Origin of the sequence: Hymenobacter plasmatis, from assembly GCF_020711255.1 — a bacterium.
Taxonomy (GTDB): domain Bacteria; phylum Bacteroidota; class Bacteroidia; order Cytophagales; family Hymenobacteraceae; genus Hymenobacter.
The window spans coordinates 48,570-72,449 of record NZ_JAJFAW010000009.1 but is presented as its reverse complement, the minus strand read 5'-3'; the positions used below and the strand labels follow the sequence as shown (position 1 = coordinate 72,449).

Here is a 23,880-nt window from a genome sequence, read left to right as displayed (position 1 = left end):
GAGATGCTTCGACAGGCTCAGCATGACAGCCTTTGTTAACTGCATTAATCGTTGGTGAAACTATGAAGACACTATCCCTCAAATTTCGCCTTTTATTGCTGCTGTTGGCTGTGCTGTTTGCCGCCAGCAATGCGCTGGCCCAGACGCTGCCCTTGGGTGCTTCAACCGTATCAGCTACGAAAGGCAAAGGCGCTTTCACGCTGGCGGCGGGCGGCAAAGCCGCCGCCATCTATGCCAGCGCCAGTGACTGGCCGGGCGTGCTGCGCGCCGCAAAGGACTTACAGGCCGACGTGCAGCGTGTGACGAAAATTGAGCCGCGCTTTGGTACGGCCAAGCCGACGGGAGCGGAGGTAGTGCTCATTGGCACCATCGGCAAAAGCCCGCTCATCGACCAACTCGTGCAGCAAAAAAAGCTCGATGTGAAGGCGGTGGCCGGGCGCTGGGAAACCTTCGTACGGCAAGTGGTGGAGAACCCCATGCCCGGCGTGGAGCGCGCGTTGGTGATTGCCGGTAGTGACAAGCGCGGCACCATTTTCGGGATTTATGATTTGTCGCAGCAAATTGGGGTATCGCCCTGGTACTGGTGGGCCGATGTGCCCGTGAAGCCGCAAAACGCGCTGTACGTGAGCCCGGCCCGGTACACGCTGGGCGAGCCGGCGGTGAAGTACCGCGGCATTTTCCTCAACGACGAAGCGCCCGCGCTTTCGGGTTGGGCCAAGGAGAAGTTCGGCGGCATCAACTCCAAGATGTACGTCCACGTGTTTGAGCTGATTTTGCGGCTCAAGGGCAACTACCTGTGGCCCGCCATGTGGGGCAACGCCTTCAACGACGACGACAAGCAAAGCCCCGTGCTTGCCGATGAATACGGCATCGTGATGGGCACCTCGCACCACGAGCCCATGCTGCGCGCCCAGCAGGAGTGGAAGCGCTACGGCAAAGGCGCCTGGAATTACCAAACCAACGACAGCACCCTGCGCGAATTCTGGCGCCAGGGCATCAAAAATATGGGCACCCACGAAAGCATCGTGACCGTGGGCATGCGCGGCGACGGCGACGAGCCCATGAGCGAGGGCAGCAACATTGCCCTGCTCGAAAAAATAGTGGCCGACCAGCGCAAAATTCTGGCTCAAGAAACCCACAAGCCCGCCGCCCAAACGCCCCAGCTCTGGGCCCTCTACAAGGAAGTGCAGGACTACTACGACAAGGGCATGCGCGTGCCCGACGACGTGACCCTGCTGCTCTGCGACGACAACTGGGGCAACATCCGCAAGCTGCCCAAGCCGGGCGAGAAGCCCCGCCAGGGCGGCTACGGCATCTACTACCACTTCGACTACGTGGGCGGCCCGCGCAATTACAAGTGGGTAAACACTAACCCGCTGCCCCGCATTTGGGAGCAAATGCACCTGGCCAAAGCCTATGGCGCCGACCAAATTTGGATTGTGAACGTGGGCGACCTCAAGCCCATGGAACTGCCCATCAGCTTCTTCCTCGACTATGCCTGGAACCCCGACCGCATTCCCGCCACCGGCGTGGCGGCCTACACCCAGCGCTGGGCCGCCCAACAGTTTGGCCCCACGCAGGCCACCGAAATAGGCGACATCCTGGCCAAATACGCCAAGTACAATGCCCGCCGCAAGCCCGAGCTGCTTACGCCCGAAACCTATAACCTAGCTACCGGCGAGTGGGTCACCGTGGTGAGCGACTACAACCAGCTGCTGGCCCGCGCCGAGGCCGTCAACCAGAAAATACCAGCCGGCAGCCGCGATGCTTACTATGAGCTGGTGCTGCACCCGGTGCAGGCCTGTGCCAATCTCAACGAGCTCTATTACACCGTAGCCCTGAACCGCCAGGCCGCCCAAAAAAGCCAGCCCAACACCAACGAGCTGGCCGAAAAAGTCAAAGCGCTGTTTGCGAAAGATGCCGAAATCACGCGCCGCTACCATGCCGTGGCCGGTGGTAAGTGGAACCACATGATGGACCAGACCCACATTGGCTACACCAACTGGCAGCAGCCCCCGGTAGACAAAATGCCCGAGGTGCAAACGCTGGCCGGGCCCGCCACGGCCGCAGCTTCCGCAGCGCCGGTAGCTCCAGCCACCACCGCCAAGCCGTCCGTTTCGGCTAGTCCCGGCACTGGCTTTGTGGAGAATGATGGCTACGTATCCATCGAAGCGGAGCATTACACCAAAGCCGTAGGTGCTGGCCCCGTAACCTGGCAGCACCTACCGGACTTGGGCCGAACGCTGGGTGGGGTAACCACTTTCCCCGTCACGGCCGCGCCGCAAACCACACCTAGTGGCGCCTCGCCCCACCTCGAATACCAGGTAACCTTGAAGCAGGCCGGGCCCATCACCGTGCGCGCCTACTTCGCGCCAACCCTGGATTTCACCAATACCCAAGGCCTGCGCTATGCCGTTTCCATCGACGATGAAGCCCCGCAAATCATCAATTTGCACACTGGTCTGAAACCCGATAATGGCAACCGCCCCTGGGAGCAGGCCGTGGCCGATAACATCATCATCAAAACCTCGCAGCACAACCTCGCGGCAGCAGGCCCGCACGTGCTCAAGTTCTGGCGCGTCGACCCCGGCGTGGTGCTCGAAAAGCTGGTGGTGCACCGCGGCGAGCTGCCCGCCAGCTACCTCGGCCCGCCCGAAAGCCCCCGCAGTGCGGCGCCTGCTCCGGGCAAGGGCAGCGTGGGAAGTCGGTAGTTTTAATGACGGGGCTCCGACCAATTATGGAACCAGCGGCTGCTGAAATAGCGGTCTAAAGCATTTCTGCTGCGCCACTTGATTCATAGCGCAGCTTCCGAAAAGCTGCCTCCCGGTCCCGCCTCGTGGTGAAATGGCGAGAAGCGCTTTCTGACCTTTCAAGCGGCACTATATAATATGCTCGACAGTTCGTTGCTTTTATCCGGGAAAGCGGCGTAACCTTGCTTTGCTCAATTCTCAGCATAGCCCAAGTAATATGAAGATTTATACCCTTTTATTGGTCGGCGTACTGGCCTCGCGTGCAGACTGCTATGGCCAGGCGGCCAAGCCTGCTGCCAAGGCCGGAGCGGCGGCCCAACCGGCCTCCTCGCTGGCCTCGATGACCAAAGGCCTCCAGAAGTTCGATGGCTACTTCCCCTTTTACTATGACCCGAAGACGGGCAAGGTGCTGCTGGAAGTAAGCCGCTTGAATGAGGAGTTTTTGTATTTCGGGTCGTTGTCCAGCGGAGTGGGCAATGGCATTGAGCGGGGGCAAAGCTCCTCGGCCATTGCCAAGTTTGTGCGGGTGGGCGGCAAGGTGCTGCTGATTGAGCCAAACCTCGATTACCGGGCCTCGTCGGGCAACACCGATGAGCAGCGGGCCGTCGACAATGCCTTTGCCAAGTCGGTGATTTGGGGCTTTGTGCCGGTGGCCACGGAGGGCAGCAAAGTGCTGCTGGACCTGACCCCGTTTCTGGTGCGCGACAGCCAGAAAATTGGCGAGCGCCTGAGCAGCAGCGGGTTCCAAGGCCCCGGCGCGGGCCTGATGAGCCCGGGCGGAGCCAAGCCGTCGGTGAGCTACCGGTTCGACGAATCCCGCTCGGCCGTGTACCTGGAAAACACCCGGAACTTTCCCAAGAACACTGAGTTCGAGGCCATGATAACCTTCGCCGGTGGGGCCAGCGGTGGGGGCTACGACGAGTCCTTGGCGCCGGACCCCAGCGCGGTGACGGTGCAGATGCACCAGGCGTTTATTGAGCTGCCCGACAACAAGTTTCGGGCCCGCAAATTCGACCCCCGTTCGGGTTTCAATCAGTTCAGCTTCGTCGATTTTTCCGCGCCTATCAATCAGCCCCTCGCGCAGCGCTTTACCGTTCGCCACCGGCTGGAGAAGAAAGACCCCACAGCCGCCACCAGCGAGGCCGTGAAGCCCATTGTGTACTACGTGGACCGGGGCGCGCCGGCGGCTATCAAAAAGGCGCTGATTGAAGGCGGCTCGTGGTGGAACCAGGCGTTTGAGGCTGCCGGCTACACCAATGCCTTTCAGGTGAAAGAGCTGCCGGAAGGGGCCGACCCCATGGACATCCGGTACAACGTGGTGAACTGGATAAACCGCTCGGGCAGCCCCCGGGCCTTCTCGTACGGTGCCTCCTACGTCGACCCGCGCACGGGCGAAATCCTGAAAGGGGTGGTGTCGCTCGGTGCCGACCGGCACCGCCAGGACTACCTCATTGCCGAAGGCCTGCTGCAGCCCTACGAAGACGGTAAACCCGTGACCGACCAAATGGAGCAGCTGGCCCTGGCGCGCATTCGGCAGCTGTCGGCCCACGAAATTGGCCACACCCTGGGCTTGTATCACAACTTCACGGCCAGCACCAAGGAGCGGGCGTCGGTGATGGACTACCCGTTTCCGCGGTTCAGCCTGCACCCCGATGGCCGCATCGATGTGTCGGATGCCTACGCCACCGGCATCGGTTCCTGGGACAAGCGCGCCATCCTGTGGGGCTACTCCGAATTTGCCAAGGGCACCGACGAAAACACGGCCCTCGACAATATCATGAAGGAAACCCTGCAGCAGGGCTTCCGCTTCATCCCCGACATTGGCGGCTACGTGCACCCGGCCGCCAACCAGTGGGACGAAGGCGCCGACCCCGTGGCCCAGCTCACCAAGCTGATGGCCGTGCGGCGGCACGTGCTCGATGGCTTCTCGGAGAAAGCCATTCGGGCAAACGCGCCCATGGCTACCCTGGAGGAAGTGCTGGTGCCCATCTATCTGCTCCAGCGCTACCAGATTGAAGCCGTGGCCAAATCCATCGGCGGGCAGTATTTCACCCACGCCCTCAAAAACGACGGCCAGGCACCCACCAAGATGGTGGAGCCCGCCGCACAGCAGCAGGCCTTGGATGCGCTGCTCGCCACCATCACCCCGGCCGCCCTGCAATTGCCGGAGGCATTGATTGCCAAGATTCCGCCCCGCCCCTCGGGGTATCCGGGGTCGCTGGAAACCTTCTCCGGCTTTACCGGGCCCACGTTTGACCCACTGGCCGCGGCCGAGGCGGCAGCCGGCCCCACCATTGCATCCATCCTGAATCCGGAGCGCGCCGCCCGCTTAATAGAGTACCAGGCCCGCGACAGCAAGCAGCCCGGCTTCGGACCGGTAGTGGAGCAGCTGCTGGCGCATACCTGGCGCGCCCGGCCCGAAACCGGCTATGCCGGGGCCCTGCAAACCGTGGTGAATAACCTCACCCTGAAATACCTGCTGCAGCTAGCCGCCGATAATCGCGCTGCGGCCAGTGTGCGCGGCCAGGCGCTGCTGGAAGTGGACGGCTTGCAGAAATGGATGCAAACGCAAGCCAAACGGGCCCAGCCGACACAAAAAGCCAACCTGTTGTTTGGCTTGTCGCAGATTGACCGCTTCAAGGCCGACCCGAGTAAATTCACGACTCCGCCAGCCGTGAACATGCCGCCCGGGGCTCCCATCGGCATGCCCAACATGGATTTTATGGATTAGGGAAAGGTTGAGCTGCGCCAGGCAAAGCGGAAAAGAAACCGACAGCTTGCCTCGTTTAATTCCAGCCCAATTCATTCAAGTCGCTTCACTAAGAGCCTCATGCAGCGCACTGCATGAGGCTCTTTTTCATTTGGTTAACTATTGGTTTTAGCTCAATGCACGGGCACGAGCCGCGGCATGGTCTGGAGCAGCCACTCGTAGAGGCGCGCGGCATCCCTGGCGTGAAACAGCTCCGTGCCGGAGTTCATAGTTGCGGCCGAGCCGCAGGCCACGCCCATGCGCACGGCCTCGCGCACCGGGCGGCCCTGGCACAGCGCGTAGACCATGCCTGCCACCATGCTGTCGCCGGCACCCACAGTGCTGCGTTTCCTTACGGCCGGGGCCGCAATGTGCTCTTCTACCTCGCGGGTGACGAAGCAGGCCCCCGCCGCGCCCAGCGAAACCACGACGATTTCGCACTTGCCGGCTTCCACGATGGACCGGGCCGCCGCCGCGGCCGACTCACTGTCGAGCGCATCGGTGCCGGCTAGCATGGCCAGCTCGCCCAGGTTGGGCTTGAGCAGGAACACGCCTTCGTGCACCGCGCACCGCAGGGCTTCGCCCGACGTGTCGACGATAAGCTTGGCCCCGACGCTGCTGGCCCACCGGGCAATTTCGCCCATAAATTCGGGGGCTACGCCGGGCGGCAGGCTGCCGCTGGCCACCAGCACATCAGGCACCGGGCTAAGGCCGGCCAGGGTGGCCAGCACCTGCGCCTGCTCCGAAGCAATGAGCTCGGTGCCGGGCATGCCGAAGCGGTACTGCTGGTTGTTCGACGCATCCACCACGGTGAAGTTTTCGCGGGTCCAGGCCTCGGTGGGTACGGGGTGCTGCTCGATGCCTTCGCGCGCCACCAGCTGCTTCAGGACTTCGCCGGGAGGGCCACCGGCCACAAACACGGCCTGGGAATCAAGCCCAAGCCGCTTTAGGGCCCGGGCCACGTTGATGCCGCCGCCGCCGGGCTCTACTTTGGGCTGCTCGCAGCGCAGCTTTTGCTCGGGCACCAGCTGGGGCACCGAGGTGCTCTTGTCGATGGCCGGGCTGAGCGTAAGGGTGACAACATGTTTCATGGCGAAGGCTGATAATAAGGCTTTGGGTATAACGCAGGGCGTGAGTTATTTGATGTGCTTTTCCGTCTTTTCCCGCATCCAGGCTGTGAATCCGCGACCAGGTCAGCCGATTCGCATTTCCCCGGCCTCGTCCAGTGCTGGTATCGTTATCAAGGTCAAGCTGCAAACCGTTGGAAAGCTCCACTCACAAACAATCTGGAACGACGCGGAGTGCCGGAGAATTTTCCAGCTCACCGGCTACTCACGCTGCTGTCGGCTCCTTCGCGTCGCAGCTTTATTGCACCAGAATCATTGCCGAGCTGGCGGGCAACTGCAGGGCGGCGCCGGCTTGCTCCACTTTGCCCAAGCCCTTTTCATTGAGCTGGTCGCCGCGCAGCACCACCGTGTATTTTCCATCCGGAATGGGCATGTTCACTGCCGTGCGGTTGCCATTAAACAGCACCACAATATTCTGCCATTTATCGCCGCCAGCGTGGTCTTTCAGGCGGTAGGCAATGGTGCCAGCGGGCAGGTTGGGCAGAAATTCCAGGTGCTCCTGAATGAGCTCTGTGGTGGGCAGGCGGAAGGCCGGGTGGGCGCTGCGCAAGGCAATGAGGCGGCGGTAGAACTCAAACACCGCCTGGTACTTGGCCTTGCGGCCCCAGTCGAGCTGGTTGACGCTATCTGGCTGATTATAAGAATTGTGTGAGCCGCCTTTGGTGCGTAAGAACTCATCGCCCACCGGCAAAAACGGCACGCCCTGTGAGGTGAATACAATGGTGTTGCTCAGTAAATCCATCTTAATGAGCTCGGCTTCAGAAGCGCCGGGGTTCGATACGGTGAGCTTGTCCCAGAGTACCCGGTCGTCGTGGCAGGCCACGTAGTTGATGGCCTGGGCCGGGGAGGTGGCCCAAGGCGCTTTCGAGTAGTTCACCTTGGCATAATTGAGCTGGGGGTGCTGGGTGGCGGCCACGATGCCGAACTTCACGCTTTCCTCCAGCCCAGGCTGGCCGCTGGCAAAGCCCGGCTCCGATTGGCGGGCGTAGTGGCCTTTCACGCCGTCGCGCAGCTCGTCGCCGAAGGCTGCGATGCGGGGCAGCTTTGGCATGTTGGCTTTCACGGCGCGGCGGGCTTCGGGCAGGGGCGAGGGGCCGGCGGTCCAGCCCTCGCCGTACACGAAAATGCTGTGGTCCTGCAGGTCGAGGGCCACGCGCACGGCGCGCATGGTTTCAATATCGAGCACGCCCATCAGATCGAAGCGGAAGCCGTCGGCGTGGTATTCGCGGGCCCAGTACGCTACCGATTCCACGATGAGCTTGCGCACCATGGGCCGTTCCGAAGCCACTTCGTTACCGCAGGCGGTGGCGTTGCTCAGGGTGCCGTCGGGGTTGTGGCGGTAGTAGTAGCCGGGTACCAGCTGCTCGAAGGCGCTGCGGGCGGCGTTGGACGTGTGGTTGTATACCACATCGAGCACCACGCGCAAGCCCTGGCTGTGGAGGTTCCCCACCAGCTGCTTCAGCTCGCGGATGCGCACGGCCGGGTCGGCGGCATCGGTGGCGTAGGTGCCTTCGGGCACGGTGTAGTTCAGCGGGTCGTAGCCCCAGTTGTAGCGGTTGGCGCTGGCGGGCGCGGCTTCGTCGATGGAGGCAAAGTCGTTGGTGGGCAGCAGGTGCACGTGGGTCAGGCCCAGCTCCACGAGGTGGTCGAGGCCGGTGGTTACGCCATTCGGGCCGCGGGTGCCGAGTTGGGCCACGCCCAGAAACTTCCCCTTCTCCCGGATGCCCGACTGCGGGTGCATGCTCAAATCGCGCACGTGCACTTCGCCAATCACAATGTCGGTGGGCTGCTTCAGGGCCGGGCGCAGGTCGTCGGCCCAACCCGGAGGCTGCGCGGTGGCGGGATTGAGCACGGCGCCGCGCTGCCCGTTCAGGCCCACAGCGTGGGCGTAGGGGTCGGCCACTTCGGCCATGGCCTTTCCCTTAATGGTGGCCTGCACCGAGTAGAAGCCAATGGTGCCGGCGGGCAGGGTGCAGGTCCAGGTGCCGCCTTCGGCCTTGCGCATGAGATGCTCGGCGAGGGGCGCGCCGCCCGTGCCCGCGGCGTAGAGGCGCAGGTGCAGGGCCTCGGCGGTGGGGGCCCACACGCGGAGGGTGGCCTGGCCGGCTCGCCAGGTCAGGCCCAGGTCGGGGCCATTGTAGGTAGGGTACTTCGCGTAGTCGGGGAGGGACTGGGCCGGGGCGGTGGGAGCGGCAAAAAGTAGCACAAGCAGCAGGAGCGGGCGAATCATGGCCGCAAGTTCGGGGTTTCTCGGTAGGACTCCCCTCCTTAGCAAGGAGGGGATGTTCGAGCCGAAGGTTCGGACGGGGGTGGTTGAATCGTTGAACGATGCCCGAACGAGGCGCCTGCGGTTTCCGTCCCAAGCTATTTCCCAGTGTTCAGTTTATGTTCAACGCCCATAACCACCCCAGTTGCCGCTGGCGCGGCAACGTCCCCTCCTTGGTAAGGAGGGGAGTGGCGGGTTGAGCTGAACGGTAAAACCTTGCCCGCGGTCGATACAATACCGCTTGCGGTCGGTTTGGCCGGGCGTTGGATTCGGGCCTTTGGTATGTTTGCTTCGATTCTTTCCTTTCCTATGGCCGTTCTCACTCCCCGACGTTTCCTCACCCCGCTGATTCACGTGCTGGTGTGGGGGCTGTTCGGGCTCACGTTTTTGTTGTTTCAGCCCCTTACGGGCCGGCTCACCATGCCTCCGCAGTTCTGGCTGAAGCAGGGGTTGATGTTTTGCGTCTGGATTGCTACGTTCTACTTCACCGCCAAGGTGAGCGTGCCCAGGTTTCTGTTTCAGGGGCGCACCGAATTATTTGTGCTGACGCTGGTGGGCACCACGGTTGCGGTGCTGTTTTTTAGCAAGTTTCTGGAGTCGGCCCTAAACCTGCCCGAGCTGATGGACAAGGCGTTTCGGGCCGCCGCGGGCCGGCCCCGGCTGGGCCGCAACGGCCCCCGCATCGACACCATGGGCCTGCTCACCACCATGTTTGTGCTGGGCATCAGCACCAGCACTACGGTGGTGCAGAAGTGGCAGAAAGATGCTCAAATCCGCCAGATGCTGGAGCAGCAGCGGGTTAGCTCCGAGCTGTCGGTGCTGAAGGCGCAAATCAACCCGCACTTCTTCTTCAATACCCTCAACAACATCTACGCCCTCACGCTGCTAGATGGCGAACAGGCCCGCACGGCCATTCACCGGCTCTCGCGCATGATGCGCTACGTGCTCTACGACACCGCCGGCGGCTTCACCTTGTTGAGCCAGGAAATTGCTTTTGTGCAGGACTACATCACGCTGATGCAGCTACGGCTCGACGACCGGGTGACCGTCACCTTCGAGCGCCCCGAGCCCGTGCGCGACGTGCCCGTGGCGCCCATGCTGCTGCTGCCATTCCTCGAGAACGCCTTCAAGCACGGCGTGGCCGCTACGCAATCCAGCTCCATTTACATTGCCCTGCGCCAGCCCGCGCCCGACGTAGTGGAGCTGGAAGTGCGCAACACCCGCCTCACGCTGCCCTCCACCGACTTGTCGGGCAGCAACGGAATTGGGCTGGCCAACACCCGCCGCCGCCTCGATTTATTATATCCCGGCCAGTTCAACCTGCTGGTTGACGACCACACGCCCACCAACGAGTTTCGGGTTCACTTAACCTTACACGTCGCATGAGCAGCCTGCCGCCCCTCAAATGCATCGCCGTCGACGACGAACCGCTGGCCCTGGGCCTGGTCGCGTCGTTTATCGAAAAAACGCCTTTTTTGCACTTGGTTGGGCGGTTTGGCAGCGCAGTAGAAGCCCTGAAGTACCTGCACGAAAACCCCGGCGTGGTGGAGCTGGCGTTTCTCGACATCCAAATGCAGGAGCTCAACGGCCTGGAGCTGGCCCGCGTGCTGGGCCCTACTGGCCCGCGCGTCATCTTCACCACCGCCTACAGCCAGTACGCCCTCGACGGCTACCGCGTCGACGCCCTCGACTACCTCGTGAAGCCATTCAACTACGAGGAATTTCTGCGGGCCGCTGGCAAAGCCCGCGCCTACGCCGAGCTCACGGCCCAGCACGCCACCGGCGCCCCTACGGCCGACCCTGAGGAAGAAGAATACCTCTTTCTCAAAGCCGAATACCAGCTAGTGCGGGTGGCCCTGAGCGACATTCTCTACGTGGAAGGCCTAAAGGACTACGTCAAAGTGCACCTCAAAAGCACCCCACGCGCCCTGCTCTCCCTAATGAGCCTCAAGGCCATGGAAGAGAAACTGCCCGCCCGGCGCTTCATGCGCATCCACCGCTCGTTCATCGTCGCCCTGGACAAAATAGAGGCCGTGCGGCGCCTCACCGTCCAGATTGGAGCGGTCACCATTCCGGTGGGAGACCAATACAAAGACGCGTTTCTGCAGTTCCTAAGCCGCTGGAGCTGATTTCCTGAGCTACTGTTACCGCGTGCCTGCCACGCTTTGGTGCGGCCCGTTTGGGCCACAATGGGGCACTGCCTTGCCCAATTCTACCGGGTTCTACCTGCCCGGCACCCGCGTTCTACTCGTTCTCTCCTGCCTTTCCTATGAAATACCAAACGGAATTCGAAAGCTTACTCGGCCAGCATTCCGAGCCCGAAGCCACGCCGCAGCTGGCCGTGCTCTGCCTCTCCGGCAGTCTGGGTGGGCTGGAACTGAATAGCTTAAAATTTGCGGGTTGGATGCAGGAGCGCGGCTGGCGCATCACCTTTTTCGCGCCGCCCGCTACGCCCTTGGCCAAGCTGGCCGAAGAATGGTTTGTGCCGATGGAAACCTTGGCGGTGCGCCGCGGCCTGGCGCTGCCGCTCACGGCCTGGGCCCTAAAGGAGCAGTTCGAGCGCCTGCACATCGAAGTGCTGGTCGTGACGCAGAACAAGGACCTGGCGCTCGCCACCATGGTCAAGACCCTGATGGGCGGCCGGCTGCGCGTGATATACCAGCAGCACATGCAGTTGGGGCGGCCCAAGCGCAGCCTGGTGCACACCCTGCGCTTTCGCCTGGTTGATGCCTGGCTGACGCCTTTGCCGGGCCTGGCGCAGGAAGTAGCCCGCCTCACCCGTTTCGATACCAAGCGCTTGCACATTGTGCCACTCGGGCTGCCGCTCGAGCAGTTTGCCCCGCCCGCCCGCACCACCGCCCAGGCCCGCAAAGAACTGGACCTGCCCGAGCACGGTCGACTGCTGGGCATTCTAGGCCGCTTCGACGCCGGCAAGGGGCAAGACTTTGTGATTGAGGTGCTGCACCATTTGCGCACCCAGCTCAACCACGACGCGAGCCTGCTCATCATGGGAGAATCCACGCGCAATGAGGGCGAAGCCTACTTCGAGCAGCTCAAGCAGCAGGTGGTCCGGTTGGGGCTGCAAGACCGGGTGCATTTCCGGGGCTTCCGCGCCAACCCCAGCGTGTTCTATCAAGCCATTGAAGTGTTCGTGCTGGCCTCCGAAAACGAAACCTACGGCATGGTCACCCTCGAAGCCATGGCCGCCGGCGTGCCAGTAGTAGCCACCGCCACCGGCGGCACCGTGGAGCTGGTCCAGCACGGCAAAACCGGCCTGCTCTACCTGCGCGGCGACGTGGCTGCCTGCGCCCGCGCCGTGCGCCGGTGCAGCGACGAGCCAGCTACCAGCCGCGCCCGCGTAGAGCTAGCTCAACTCGAGCGTTGGCGGTACTCGCATCACCGCCAGTGTGCCCTTACCGAGGATATCATCCGGACGCTCAGCCCCGTCCGCGCCGCGGCAGCCCCCGCTCTGCGCCGGCTGAAGCTGCCAGTGGCCATCAATGCGGCCTTTAGTAAAGCGGCTGCGTGGTAGCTCAACGGCTTCTATCTAACGCCATATCGATTTAAGTCCTGTCATTCTTACCCGGTTTAAGCTAACTGGTTGTGGCCATCCACCCAGCAGGGTTCGCCCGCTGGTAGCAGCAACCAGCCCCGCTGCCGATGCGGAATGGCAGGCACTAATTTTCCGGAGGCCCGCAAGGTCAGCTCAATTCAGCATCCTGCTCAACTGAGCCCCTGCAAGCCGCTGTTGCTATCTCGCTAGCAAAAAAATGATGCTAAAAAAGAAAAGCCCACGCTTAGCGTGGGCTTTTCTTTTTTGCCCTGAATACTCAAGTAGTCAATGCGCTGCCTTTCAGATTTACAAGCTTCATCTTACAGCTGAGCTTGCTAAGAACATGGGTTCCTGCTGCATTGCTGATACGGGCCGAGAAGTAACCAAAGACTTATGTGTATATGCTATACCTCGGAACTTTTAATAGAGAGATAATTATTTGGGCTATCGAAAATTAGCCATTCACCAGCTGATTGAGTGCCACCTGATATTGAAATCTAAACCCTAAAACGCTTTCTATGCAGAATACCTCAACCGTTTTATCTACCATTCGCCTCCGTCGCACTGCGCTCTTCTTCGGTTTCTTATTTCCACTATTCGCTTGGTCAGCATCTATTCCTTCGGTGCACGAAGCAAATGGGCTGGCCTTTGCTCCACTTCCCGCCACTTATATCTGGACTGGTGCCGGGACTAATAACAACTGGGCCACGCCCGAAAACTGGCAGCCTATTCGTGTATCGCCGCTGGCAACCGATATCCTGAAGTTTGACGGAAGCGTGACACCCACCGTAACGGTTAACCTGGACTTTCCCACGGGTGAAACTATTGGGCAATTGCAATTTGCCGGCAACGTGAATGCTACTCTCAGCAATATCAGCGACCGCACGCTAAATATTGATAACCTGGCCGCTGGAGCTGATTTTATTATTACTGCTGGCTCCACGGTGACTGTAACTAACCCTAGCCCTGCGGCGGCAGGCGTCATTATGCAGTTGAAAGCTGGCGCCACGGCTACAGTTGCGGGTAAACTAGTTTTTGAAGGCACCTTTAGCGCTAATGCTACTCATCGCCTGCTGGGCAGTGGCACTACCAGCATCGAATTTGTAAGCGGCAGTGTATTCACCGGTGGGCAGAACTTTTCTGGTTCTGCATTTGGTGCGGCCACCGCGTTGCTCAACTCCGTGGTATTTCGCAATGGGTCCCGCTATGAGCAATATGCCGGCTCGGCGCCTTTTGGGTTAAATCAGCCCAACAGCGTCACGGTATTCGAGCCGGCTAGCTATTACTTGTTTGCTCCCACCGGGTACACGCAGGTGCCATTCAGCGGCCGCACCTATGGCACTTTTGAATACAGCATCACCTTTACCAACACCGGCACAGCAAGCTTCCCGGTCACATTTGGCGGCGACCTGATTATTACGAAAGGGGCCATTGCTATCAATGCAACCGGTGGAGTCAACTTAAAAGGCAGCCTGCTGGTTAACAGCGGCAGTACGCTTGCCTTCACCCCAGCCAGCCCAACCACCCTGCAGTTTAACGGCAGTTCGGCGCAGGTAATCGGTGGCACGGCCGGGGCCAGAGCTGTCACGTTTGGAGACAATGTAAAGGTGACGGTAGCCAACCCAATGGGCGTCTCGCTTCGCCGTCCCGTCACGCTGAATAACGCTCTCACGCTCACCAGCGGCAAGATTACCACGACGGCAACGAACCTGCTGACATTGGGTGCCAACGCTACTATAAGTACCGCCAACGACAATAGCTTTATCGATGGCCCGCTCGCGCGAGTGACTGGTCCGGGTGCCTCAACCGTCACTTTTCCCGTGGGTAAGGGCGCTACCCTACGCTCTTTAACGCTGAATATCACCAGCCAAACTGCTGCCACCACCTATACGGCCGAGCAGTTGCAAGGCAACCCAGCCCAAAACTTGGCACCGACCAACCTGCTGGGCGGAGCACCCCTCAAACGGGTGTCGCATATCCGCTCATATTCCCTCAACTCCTCTAATACTACCCTGGGTAACGCAAGTGGAACGGTCACTCTCAGCTTCGGGGCCGATGATGGCGTGAATGACCCTGCCGATGCCGGCCTGGTGGTGGCCGCGAGCACTACCGGCCTTGACTGGCAGAGCTTTGGCCATTCGGCCAGCACCGGTACTAGTAATGGGGCCGGCGCCGCGTGGGTGCCCGGCACCATTACCTCGGCAAACATCAGTTCCCTGGCCAATGTCGCTACGTTTGCCTTGGGTGCCACAAACGAAAATACCACATTCGGGGCGGCCCTCAACCCGCTGCCCGTGGTCCTCACCAGCTTCACGGCCCAGCGCCAAGCCGACAAATCAGTAGCCTTGAAATGGGCCACGGCAAGCGAAAAGAACAGCGCTTACTTCGAAGTGCAACTCAGCTTCGATGGCCGGGAGTTTATCACCGTGGCCAATCAATCGGCTCAAGGCAACAGCACTCAGTCAACTCCTTATGCCTTCCTCGACCGAGCAGCGCCAGCCGGTACGCTCTATTACCGCCTGCGCCAAGTCGATACCGATAGCAAGACGAGCTACTCGCCGGTGGTAACAGTGGCCACCGCTGGCACAGTTACTACAAAAGCTCTTCCGTACCCCAATCCGGCCCGCAGCACGATTAGCTTTATGGCCGAAGCAGCTACACCTTACCGCGTGCTCAACCAATTGGGCCAAACCATCCTGACTGGTACATCGGAAGCCGGCCTGTCGAGCGTGGGAATTGATACACTGATTCCCGGCCTGTATTTGCTGGAGCTTAAAACTCCCAACGGCCGCATCGTGCAAAAATTCGAAAAAGAGTAATGTTCGACATAAAGGGGAATTGTTAATGCAAAAAGGCCACCCAATTGGGTGGCCTTTTTATTTTATCGGGTGCCGTAGTGGCCAGGGCCAGATACGGTATTCAAAATCCTGAAAGTTGAGCTATTAAACCGAGAAGCTCTCGCCGCAGCCGCACTCGCGCGAAGCGTTGGGGTTGTTGAACTGGAAGCCTTTGCCGTTAAGGCCGTCGGAGAAGTCTAACTCGGTGCCTGCCAGGTAGAGGAAGCTCTTCATGTCCACTACCACGCGCACACCTTTGTCTTCAAACTCCTGGTCCATGGGCCGCACTTCGTTGTCGAAGTCCAGCTTGTAGCTTAGGCCCGAGCAGCCACCGCCGGCCACAGAGGCGCGCAGGCGGTATGTTTCGTCCAGGTTCGCGTCTTGAATCAAGCGCGTCACTTTTTCTTTAGCTTTATCGGATACGGTAATCATCGTAGTAGCAGTAGCGCATGGTTCGACTCACTGGTAAGTCGAAAGGAGGCGCAATTTAGACACATTATAAACAAGCCGCTGCATTTCTTTGTTCACCGGCCCGTCAAAGAAGTGGTTCCGGCGCTCAGGAACTCGGGTTCAGAACCACGCTGAATACGGTGATGGTGTTCAGGTCGCGGCCGAAATACAGCTTGTCCAGCGCTTCGTAGGCATTGTGGGCCCGGAAGTAGGAAGTGTGCAACTCTTTGTCGCCGCGGGCTCGCCACTGCAGCGTGTAGGAGCTTTCATTATCGCGAAAGCTGCGCACGTAGTCCTGCATCTTTTGAAGGCATTCCACCGCGTCGCGCCCGGTTTCGTAGCGAAACAGAAAGCTTTGGTGGTGCCGGGGGTTCACGGTAATCAGGTCGAGGCGCGTTTGCCCGTCTACTTCCCGGAACTCAAACCGCAAGTTGCCGGGCTCCATGCCCAGGTGCTGTTCTATTTCACGCTGCAGGCGGGCAACTTCGAATTCGTCGGTCATGTAAAAAAGAATGAGGAATGAAGAATGAGGAGGGAGGAATTGGCCCAACGACCAATTCCTCCCTCCTCATTCTTCATTCCTCACTAAAGACTAGTGGTGGGCGAGCTCCAGCGCGGGCAGGCCGTTTTTCACGCGGTAGTCCGAGATAGCCGACTTAATGGCATCTTCAGCCAGTACCGAGCAGTGAATTTTTACAGGCGGCAGCGCCAGTTCTTCCACTATCTCCATGTTGTCGATGGCCAGGGCCTCGTCGATGGATTTGCCTTTCAGCCACTCCGTAGCGAGCGACGACGAAGCAATAGCCGAGCCGCAACCGAAGGTCTTAAACTTGGCGTCGGTGATGGTGTTGGTGGCTTCGTCTACCTCAATCTGCAGGCGCATTACGTCGCCGCACTCAGGAGCACCCACGAGGCCGGTGCCTACGTTCTTTTTGCTTTTGTCCAGCGTGCCCACGTTGCGGGGGTTGCTGTAGTGGTCAATTACTTTATCGGAGTAAGCCATGGCTTTTTTGAAATTATAAGTTAAAAGTTATGAGTTAGGAGTTGAAAAGCTGAGCCATGAGGGCAATATAGAAACCTCATGACTCATAACTTTTAACTCATAACTATTCTAGTGTTCAGCCCACTCGATTTTGCTCAAGTCGACACCTTCCTTGAACATCTCCCACAGGGGCGACATCTCGCGGAGCTTGGTCACGGCTTCTTTTACGTGGCCAATGGCGTAATCGATTTGCTCGTCGGTAGTGAAGCGGCTTAGGCCGAAGCGCAGCGAGGAGTGCGCTAGGTCGTCGCTCAGGCCCAGGGCCTTGAGCACGTAGCTGGGCTCCAGGGAAGCTGAAGTACAGGCCGAACCCGAAGATACAGCCAGGTCTTTCACGCCCATCATCAGGCCTTCGCCTTCCACGTACTTGAAGCTGATATTGGTAACGTGGGGGAGGCGGTGCTCAATTGAGCCGTTCACGTAGCTTTCTTCCAGCGTGGTCAGTTCCTTTTCGAGGCGGTCGCGCATGGCGCTCAGGCGAGCGGTGTCGGCTGCCATTTCGTGCATGGCCAGCTCACAAGCCTTGCCCAAGCCCACGATGCCGGGTACGTTGAGCGTGCCCGAACGCATGCCGCGCTCGTGCCCGCCGCCGTCCATCTGGGCGGTCACTTTCACCCGGGGGTTCTTACGACGCACGTAAAGTGCGCCCACACCCTTTGGGCCGTACATTTTGTGGGCCGTGAAGGCCATGATGTCGATGCCATCGGCCATCACGTCGACCGGAATCTTGCCTACTGCCTGAGTGCCGTCCGTCATGAACAGGGCGCCGTGCTTGTGGGCAATCTTGGCAATTTCGCGGATGGGCTGAATGGTGCCCGTCTCGTTGTTGCCGTACATGATGGTGACCAGGATGGTCTCCGGCGTCATGGCGGCTTCGAGCTCTTCGAGGCTGATGAGTCCCTGCTCGTTAACGGGCAGGTAGGTCACGCGGCCGCCCAGCTTCTCGATGTGCTTGCAGGTGTCGAGTACGGCTTTGTGCTCGGTAGTGGCCGTGATAATGTGGTTGCCTTTCTGGCTATACATCTCAAACACGCCCTTGATACCCAGGTTGTCCGACTCAGTAGCGCCCGACGTGAAGATAATCTCCTTGGGGTCGCAGTTGATGAGCTTGGCAATCTGCTCGCGCGAGTAGTCAACAGCTTCTTCAGCAGCCCAACCGAAGGGGTGGTTGCGCGAAGCCGCGTTGCCGAATACTTCGGTCAGGTAAGGCATCATGGCCTCCAGTACCCGTGGGTCGAGGGGCGTGGTGGCGTTGTTATCGAGGTAAATAGGGAGCTTAAGCATTGCGCGCAGCGGTAAAGCAGTGTGTTAAGCCAGCGAATAACTGGACCCTTGTAGAACATGGTTACAAGGCAATCAGTTTTCTTTGGCCCTACAAAAGTAGATACAATCTAAATAAGGAATTGCGCGGACTTTTGCCCGTGGAGCAAAAAGCTCGGTAAAACCGCGTTTTTTCACTGGCCAGCGGCTTTTGCCCCAGCATTTCCGTTTCCACTTTCTTCTATGATTACCAACCTCGAACACCTCGGCCTGGCCGTAACCAACCTGGAGGCAGCCACCGACCTCTACACCACGCTGCTCGGCGTGGGGCCTTATAAGATGGAGCACGTGGCCAGCGAGTCAGTGGACACGGTTTTCTTTAAGGTGGGCGGCTCCAAAATTGAGCTGCTGGCCGGCACCTCGCCGGATAGCGCCATCACGAAGTTTCTGGCGAAGAAACCGGAGGGCATTCACCACGTAGCCTTCGAGGTAGACGACATCAGGGCCGAGATGGCGCGCCTGAAAGAGGAGGGCTTCGTGCTCCTGAATGAGGAGCCCAAGCGCGGCGCTGACAATAAGCTTGTTTGCTTTGTGCACCCGAAGAGCGCCGCCGGCGTATTGGTCGAACTATGCCAAACCATTCACCCATGAAATATTTCCAGCAAGAAGTAGATGCGGCCGTCGATGCCCTGCTGCTCCAGCAAGTCATTCTCTACCCCACCGATACCGTGTGGGGCCTAGGCTGCGACGCCGAGTCGCCCCCGGCTGTGAAGCAGCTCTACAAGCTGAAGGGCCGGCCCGAGGGAAAGCCCAGTATCGTGCTGGTGGCCGATATGGCCATGTTGCAGCGCTACGCCGCTCAGGTGCCGGAAGGGCTGGAACAGCTGCTGGCTGCCGATACCCGGCCCACTACCTACATCCTGCCAGCCAGCCGCGCAGTGGCGCCCGAGCTGGTAGGACCAGATGGCACGGTGGGCCTGCGCATCACGAAAGACGAATTTTGCCATAAGGTGGTGCGGCGGCTGGGGCACGGGCTGGTGTCCACGTCGGCCAATAAAGCGGGAGAGCCGGCCCCGGCCGTGTACTCCGAAATCGACGCCAAAATCCTGCGCGGGGCCGACCACGTGGTGAACTGGCGGCAGGATGATGAAACCCGCGTAGCACCTTCGCGGGTGGTGCGGCTAGGGGAGGGCGGCAAGATGGAAGTGGTGCGGGAGTAGAACAGCTGCTTCTGTCATTGCGAGCGCAGCGCGGCAATCCGTCCTGGTCTCAGCGACTAGCCCAATAATGTGAAAAGCCCCGGTTCTGCTCAGAGTCGGGGCTTTTCTATTTGAAATTGAGCTAAACCCAGCGCTGTGTCTCCCCCTCTTTTTGGGAGAGGGAGCCGCCCCGTAGGGGTCACGTGAAGTTCCATAGGGCGTCACATCTCAGAGCTTTGCACATCCGGAGGATGGATTGCGACGGCCTACGGCCTCGCAATGACAGGAGGTTACCGGCTTGGGCTTGCTGTAAAACGCACAGCACCGAACTTTGCGGCCATGAAGACGCCCCAACTGCCCGAATTGCCCATATTTCGCACCATTGCCGAAGCAGCGGCCGAGCTCAAGCAGCCGGCCTACGTGATAGGTGGCTACGTGCGGGATTTGGCGTTGGGCCGTGAGAGCAAGGACATTGACGTGGTGACGGTGGGCGACGGCATTGCGCTGGCCCAGGCCGTGGGTGCCAAGCTGCCGGGCCGCGGCCGGGTTACTGTGTTCAAGAACTTCGGCACGGCCATGCTGCCCACCAAAGAGGCCGGCGAAATCGAATTTGTGGGGGCTCGCAAGGAAAGCTACCGTTCCGAAAGCCGCAAGCCGGAGGTGGAAGCCGGCACGCTGGAAGAAGACCTTGCCCGCCGCGACTTTACCATCAATGCCCTGGGCCTGAGTTTAAACCCCGAGGACTTTGGTGCGCTGGTGGACCGCTACGAGGGCATGAAGGACCTGGCCAGCAAAACCATCCGCACGCCGTTGGGGCCCGACGTGACGTTTTCCGACGACCCGCTGCGCATGATGCGTGCCATTCGCTTCGCCAGCCAGCTCAATTTTGATATTGAGCCGGATACGTTCGACGCCATTATCCGGAATAAGGACCGGATAAAGATTGTGTCGCAGGAGCGGATTACGGTGGAGCTGAACAAGATAATCGAGTCGCCCACGCCGAGCTACGGCTTCAAGCTGCTGTTCCAGACGGGGCTGCTGCAGCTCATCTTCCCGAAGATGGCGCTGCTGCACGGCGTGGAAAAAGTGGGCACCCATGCCCACAAAGACAATTTTTACCACACCCTGCAGGTGCTGGATAACGTGGCCGCGGCCGGCGGCGACCTGTGGCTGCGCTGGGCCGCCGTGCTGCACGACATCGCCAAGCCCGCCACCAAGCGCTACGACCAGCGCGTGGGCTGGACCTTCCACGGCCACGAGGACAAAGGCGCCCGCTGGGTGCCCGGCATCTTCGCCGAACTCAAGCTGCCCCAGGGCGAGGAGATGCGCATGGTGCAAAAGCTGGTGCGGCTGCACCTGCGCCCCATTGCGCTGGTGAAGGAAACCGTGACTGACTCGGCCGTGCGCCGCCTGCTGTTCGAAGCCGGCGAGGACATCGACCGGCTGATGCTGCTCTGCCGGGCCGACATCACCAGCAAGGACCACACGCGCAAGGAGCGGTACCTGCGCAATTTCGGGCAGGTGGAGGAGAAGCTGAAGGAGGTAGAAGAGAAGGACCACCTGCGCAGTTTCCGCCCGGTTATCACCGGCGAAATCATCATGGAAACCTTTGGCCTGAAGCCTTCGCGGCAAGTGGGCGAGCTGAAGGAAGCCGTGATGGAAGCCATTCTCGAAGGCACCATTAAAAACGAAATGGAGCCAGCCCTGGCCTTCCTGTTGCAGCAGGGGGCGACCATGGGACTGGCTCCGGAAGGAGGCGTGATTCACTCACCAAACCAAGCCTAACTTCTTTATTCAGGATATAGAGGTAATCATACGGCGAAAGTTGCGTGAAGGCTGGTTAAATACCTGAAAATTAGTGATGCGCCTCCCGGATTGGGCCAGCCAGCCCACTGGTAGCAGCTGGCCGGTCAGGGGGTTGCCACGCTCTACAGTCGCTTGATGCTGGAGGGGCCGGTGGCGTCTACTTTCACGCTGTTGGGCTTGCCGCTGTAGGCAATTTCGCTGGCACCCACGGCGTCGCCGCGCAGGCTTTCGCTCACGTTGAGGCGGGCTTTGCACACGCCGGCCAGGTCCACGGTGGCGGTGCGGGTTTGCAGGTTGGCGCCGGCCAATTCGCAGGCGCCGGCGGCGTCGAGGTCGAGCACATCGGCCCGGCCGGTGGCGGTGGTGCGGCAGGCCCCGGCCTGCTCAATTTTCAGGGTGCCGTAGTTGCCGTTGAGGCGCAGGTGGCTGGCGCCAGCTTGCTGCACATGCAGGCGGTCTTGCCGGTCGAAGCCGCCGAGGTCAGCTTCCACACCACCGTTTAGCTCCAGGTCTTCCACGTTGGGCATGTCGATGCGGATGAGCACCTTTTGTTCGCGCCGGTTCCAGTTGCGGCCAAAAAAGGAAACGCTGGTGCGGGGCTTGATTTTTATGGTGTTGCCGTCGCGCTCCACCCGCATGTCGTTGAGCACGCCTTCGTCGCCGCCGGCTTCTACTTTGAAGCCATTGCTGTGGCGCACCACCACCCGGTAGCCGCCGGCCACATCCACTCGCGTGAAGCCGGCTTCTGAGAACGTGCGGCGGCCGCTGCCGTAGCTGTTCAGGTCGGTGTCGAAGGAGGGCGCACCGCCGTAGTTGAGTGTGGTGCCGCTGTTGTTGGCGTCGGAGTCGCCGTCGTTGTCATTGTCGTCATCATCATCGGAGTCAATGTTGATGTTGACGTTGGAATCTTCCTCGTTATCCATGCGGCCCAAGTCCTTTTCGGTGCAGCCAATGCACTCCAGGCGGTTGCCGCGCAGGCGGTACTGGTAGTTTTCGGGGTCGTTGGGCCGGCGGTCGTTCACAAAGTTCTCGTCGTTGAGCATGTTGTGGGCAAAACGGGAGCTGATGCGGAACGTGCGGTCGCGGGGCAGGCGGATGGTGAGGGCCAGCTCCTGCTTGCGGTACTTGGCCCCGGGCAGGAAGGAAAAATGGTCGTCAAATACCAGCGAGGAGTCGCCGCTTGCGCGCACCGTGTAGTCGATGGACGAGAGGGCGTTGCGGCGGGCCGTTTCTTCGTTGGGGCCTTTGGCGCTCAGCGTGCGGAGAACTTCCACGGCGCGGCCGCTATCGGCGGCGGCGAGGCGTACGTCCACGTGCTGTTCCCACTCGCGGTCCACGTTGCGGGCGTCCAGCATCACCACTGGGGTGCTGATGGCGGGGTAGCGCTCCAGCTGCTCTACTTCGGCATCGTACTGAAACTGGCGGCTTTGCTGGGCAATGGCCATCGTGACGCCCACCACGCTGAGCAGCCACAGCCCAAGCAGCGACAAGCTCACGGTACGGGACATCAGGGAGCGGCGCAGCAGCAGGTTCAGGCCGGCGAGCAGCAGCGCCAGGGCGGGAATGGCGGCAGCAAAGAATCCGGCCAGCAGGCCCCAGGTGGGCACGCCGTTCAGCAGCACGTGGGCGGGTACGTCCCCGGCCACAATGTTCTCGGAGTTTGGAATCAGCCCAATGCCGGCGCCCAGCATGATGGCCAGCGCGAGCAGCAGCGAGAAGCCGCCAATGGTGAGGAGCACGCCGGCAACAATGCGAATGGCCGAGCCAATAAAGTCAACCAACGGGCGCAGGCTGCGGGCCGCATCTTCCACAAAAGCCCCCACGGGGCGGTTGGTGGTGACGGGGCCATCGGCGGCCAGGGCGTTATTGCGCAGGCTGCTGTCGTAGCCTTCCAGGGTCACGGCGTCGCCGCGCATGCGCATCTTGTCCGAAACCGTTTTGGCTTCGGGCAAGACAATCCACATGATGATATAGAGCAGGAAGGTGAAGCCGCCCGCAAACAGGCCGGCCAGGAGAATCACCCGCACCAGGGTCACGTCAATGTTGAAGTAGGCGGCCAGGCCACTGGCCACGCCGGCAATTTTTGCCGTGCTGGTGTCGCGAAACAACCGGCGGCCGGCCAGCGGGCCGCTGTTCACCATGGTGTCAGTCGGCGTGGGAGCATCGTAGCGCTTGGGCAGCGCAATCCACAGCACGATGTAGGTCAGGAAGGCAAAGCCCGACAAGCCGTCGTTGTGGCTCATGTGCACGGTGCCGAAGCTAATGGTGCTCACCACCGGGCGGAAGAGCAGCAAGGCCAGGAAGCCCAAGCGCACCCACAGGGGGTTGATGAGGAAATACTGGGCGATGCCTGCGCACACCCCCGCGATTTTGCGGTGGGCCATGTCGCGGTACAAGCGCTTGGGCTCGGTAGAAGCCGGTGCGGCGGTGGCGGTGCCGTAGGCGCCGGTCTGGCCATACGTGCTGCCGGTGGTGTAGCCGCCTGCGCCTAGGGGGCTGCTGGTGGTTGTTTCAGTGGCTTCGTCGTCCTCGTCGGCGTCGGGAGCAAAGTCGCTCACTCGGCCCATTTTGGCGGTCATGGCCTCCACGTCTTCCAGGCCGATAACCTGTTGGGTAGGAGAGAGGCGCGCCGAAAAAATCTCTGCAATCCGCCCTTCGATGTCGGCCACAATGTCTTCGTGGCCTCGGTAGTTGGCGAAGTGCGCTTTCACCTCGGCTAGGTAGCGGCTAAGCACCTCGTAGCCATCTTCCTCGATGTGAAAGATAATCCCTTGCAGGTTAATACTGATGTTCTTTTTCATGGTAAAAGGCTGAAAAAAAGCCGTTTAAATCTTGGTGAGT

16 protein-coding genes are annotated in these 23,880 nt (G+C 60.5%); 9 read left to right on the top strand and 7 right to left on the bottom strand.

Annotated elements, in window-relative coordinates:
- Positions 1-62: 62 nt before the first annotated feature.
- Both LJ738_RS08565 and LJ738_RS08560 read left to right on the top strand, forming a co-directional pair.
- The gene (locus tag LJ738_RS08565) at positions 63-2,711 is read left to right on the top strand and encodes a glycosyl hydrolase 115 family protein (protein ID WP_227785918.1); all 2,649 of its coding nucleotides are present in this window, start codon (positions 63-65) and stop codon (positions 2,709-2,711) included.
- A 256-nt stretch (positions 2,712-2,967) separates the two neighbouring features.
- Positions 2,968-5,481 carry a zinc-dependent metalloprotease gene (locus LJ738_RS08560; RefSeq protein ID WP_227785917.1) on the top strand — a complete coding sequence of 838 codons (2,514 nt, stop codon included), beginning with the start codon at positions 2,968-2,970 and terminating at the stop codon, positions 5,479-5,481.
- 152 nt (positions 5,482-5,633) lie between these two features.
- On the opposite strand, the gene LJ738_RS08555 is transcribed toward LJ738_RS08560, so the two are convergent.
- Both LJ738_RS08555 and pulA read right to left on the bottom strand, forming a co-directional pair.
- Positions 5,634-6,590: a 1-phosphofructokinase family hexose kinase gene (locus LJ738_RS08555; RefSeq protein ID WP_227785916.1), complete on the bottom strand. Its 957-nt coding sequence runs from the start codon at positions 6,588-6,590 to the stop codon at positions 5,634-5,636.
- A 274-nt stretch (positions 6,591-6,864) separates the two neighbouring features.
- Complete coding sequence (pulA, locus tag LJ738_RS08550; protein ID WP_227785915.1) at positions 6,865-8,856, bottom strand: type I pullulanase; 1,992 nt, start codon at positions 8,854-8,856, stop codon at positions 6,865-6,867.
- Between the two features lie 345 nt (positions 8,857-9,201).
- Here pulA and LJ738_RS08545 point away from each other — a divergent pair, with 345 nt between their 5' ends.
- From LJ738_RS08545 to LJ738_RS21480, 4 genes are all read left to right on the top strand, one after another.
- Positions 9,202-10,278, top strand: a complete 1,077-nt coding sequence (locus tag LJ738_RS08545; RefSeq protein ID WP_227785914.1) for a sensor histidine kinase — start codon at positions 9,202-9,204, stop codon at positions 10,276-10,278.
- Positions 10,275-11,021: a LytR/AlgR family response regulator transcription factor gene (locus LJ738_RS08540; RefSeq protein ID WP_227785913.1), complete on the top strand. Its 747-nt coding sequence runs from the start codon at positions 10,275-10,277 to the stop codon at positions 11,019-11,021. Before LJ738_RS08545 ends, LJ738_RS08540 begins: the two co-directional genes overlap by 4 nt.
- Positions 11,022-11,161: 140 nt before the next feature.
- Entirely contained in the window at positions 11,162-12,424 is a 1,263-nt protein-coding gene (locus LJ738_RS08535; RefSeq protein ID WP_227785912.1) for a glycosyltransferase family 4 protein, read from the top strand.
- Positions 12,425-13,068: 644 nt separating this feature from the next.
- Complete coding sequence (locus LJ738_RS21480; RefSeq protein ID WP_227785911.1) at positions 13,069-15,264, top strand: T9SS type A sorting domain-containing protein; 2,196 nt, start codon at positions 13,069-13,071, stop codon at positions 15,262-15,264.
- Positions 15,265-15,387: 123 nt separating this feature from the next.
- Here LJ738_RS21480 and LJ738_RS08525 read toward each other — a convergent pair whose 3' ends face one another.
- The 4 genes from LJ738_RS08525 to LJ738_RS08510 all read right to left on the bottom strand — a co-directional run bounded on the left by LJ738_RS08525 (position 15,388) and on the right by LJ738_RS08510 (position 18,058).
- On the bottom strand, positions 15,388-15,714 hold the full coding sequence (locus LJ738_RS08525; protein ID WP_227785910.1) for a HesB/IscA family protein: 327 nt from the start codon (positions 15,712-15,714) through the stop codon (positions 15,388-15,390).
- 124 nt (positions 15,715-15,838) lie between these two features.
- Positions 15,839-16,234: a hypothetical protein gene (locus LJ738_RS08520; RefSeq protein ID WP_227785909.1), complete on the bottom strand. Its 396-nt coding sequence runs from the start codon at positions 16,232-16,234 to the stop codon at positions 15,839-15,841.
- A gap of 90 nt (positions 16,235-16,324) precedes the next feature.
- Positions 16,325-16,735, bottom strand: coding sequence for a Fe-S cluster assembly scaffold IscU (iscU, locus tag LJ738_RS08515; RefSeq protein WP_046244756.1), 411 nt, complete (start codon positions 16,733-16,735; stop codon positions 16,325-16,327).
- Positions 16,736-16,843: 108 nt separating this feature from the next.
- Positions 16,844-18,058 carry an IscS subfamily cysteine desulfurase gene (locus LJ738_RS08510; RefSeq protein ID WP_227785908.1) on the bottom strand — a complete coding sequence of 405 codons (1,215 nt, stop codon included), beginning with the start codon at positions 18,056-18,058 and terminating at the stop codon, positions 16,844-16,846.
- A 219-nt stretch (positions 18,059-18,277) separates the two neighbouring features.
- Here LJ738_RS08510 and mce point away from each other — a divergent pair, with 219 nt between their 5' ends.
- The 3 genes from mce to LJ738_RS08495 all read left to right on the top strand — a co-directional run bounded on the left by mce (position 18,278) and on the right by LJ738_RS08495 (position 21,018).
- Entirely contained in the window at positions 18,278-18,685 is a 408-nt protein-coding gene (mce, locus tag LJ738_RS08505; protein WP_227785907.1) for a methylmalonyl-CoA epimerase, read from the top strand.
- Complete coding sequence (locus LJ738_RS08500) at positions 18,682-19,254, top strand: L-threonylcarbamoyladenylate synthase (protein WP_227785906.1); 573 nt, start codon at positions 18,682-18,684, stop codon at positions 19,252-19,254. The genes mce and LJ738_RS08500 overlap by 4 nt, the downstream gene beginning before the upstream one ends.
- 318 nt (positions 19,255-19,572) lie before the next feature.
- Positions 19,573-21,018: a CCA tRNA nucleotidyltransferase gene (locus LJ738_RS08495; protein WP_227785905.1), complete on the top strand. Its 1,446-nt coding sequence runs from the start codon at positions 19,573-19,575 to the stop codon at positions 21,016-21,018.
- Positions 21,019-21,161: 143 nt separating this feature from the next.
- Here LJ738_RS08495 and LJ738_RS08490 read toward each other — a convergent pair whose 3' ends face one another.
- The gene (locus LJ738_RS08490; protein WP_227785904.1) at positions 21,162-23,840 is read right to left on the bottom strand and encodes a PspC domain-containing protein; all 2,679 of its coding nucleotides are present in this window, start codon (positions 23,838-23,840) and stop codon (positions 21,162-21,164) included.
- Positions 23,841-23,880 lie beyond the last annotated feature (40 nt).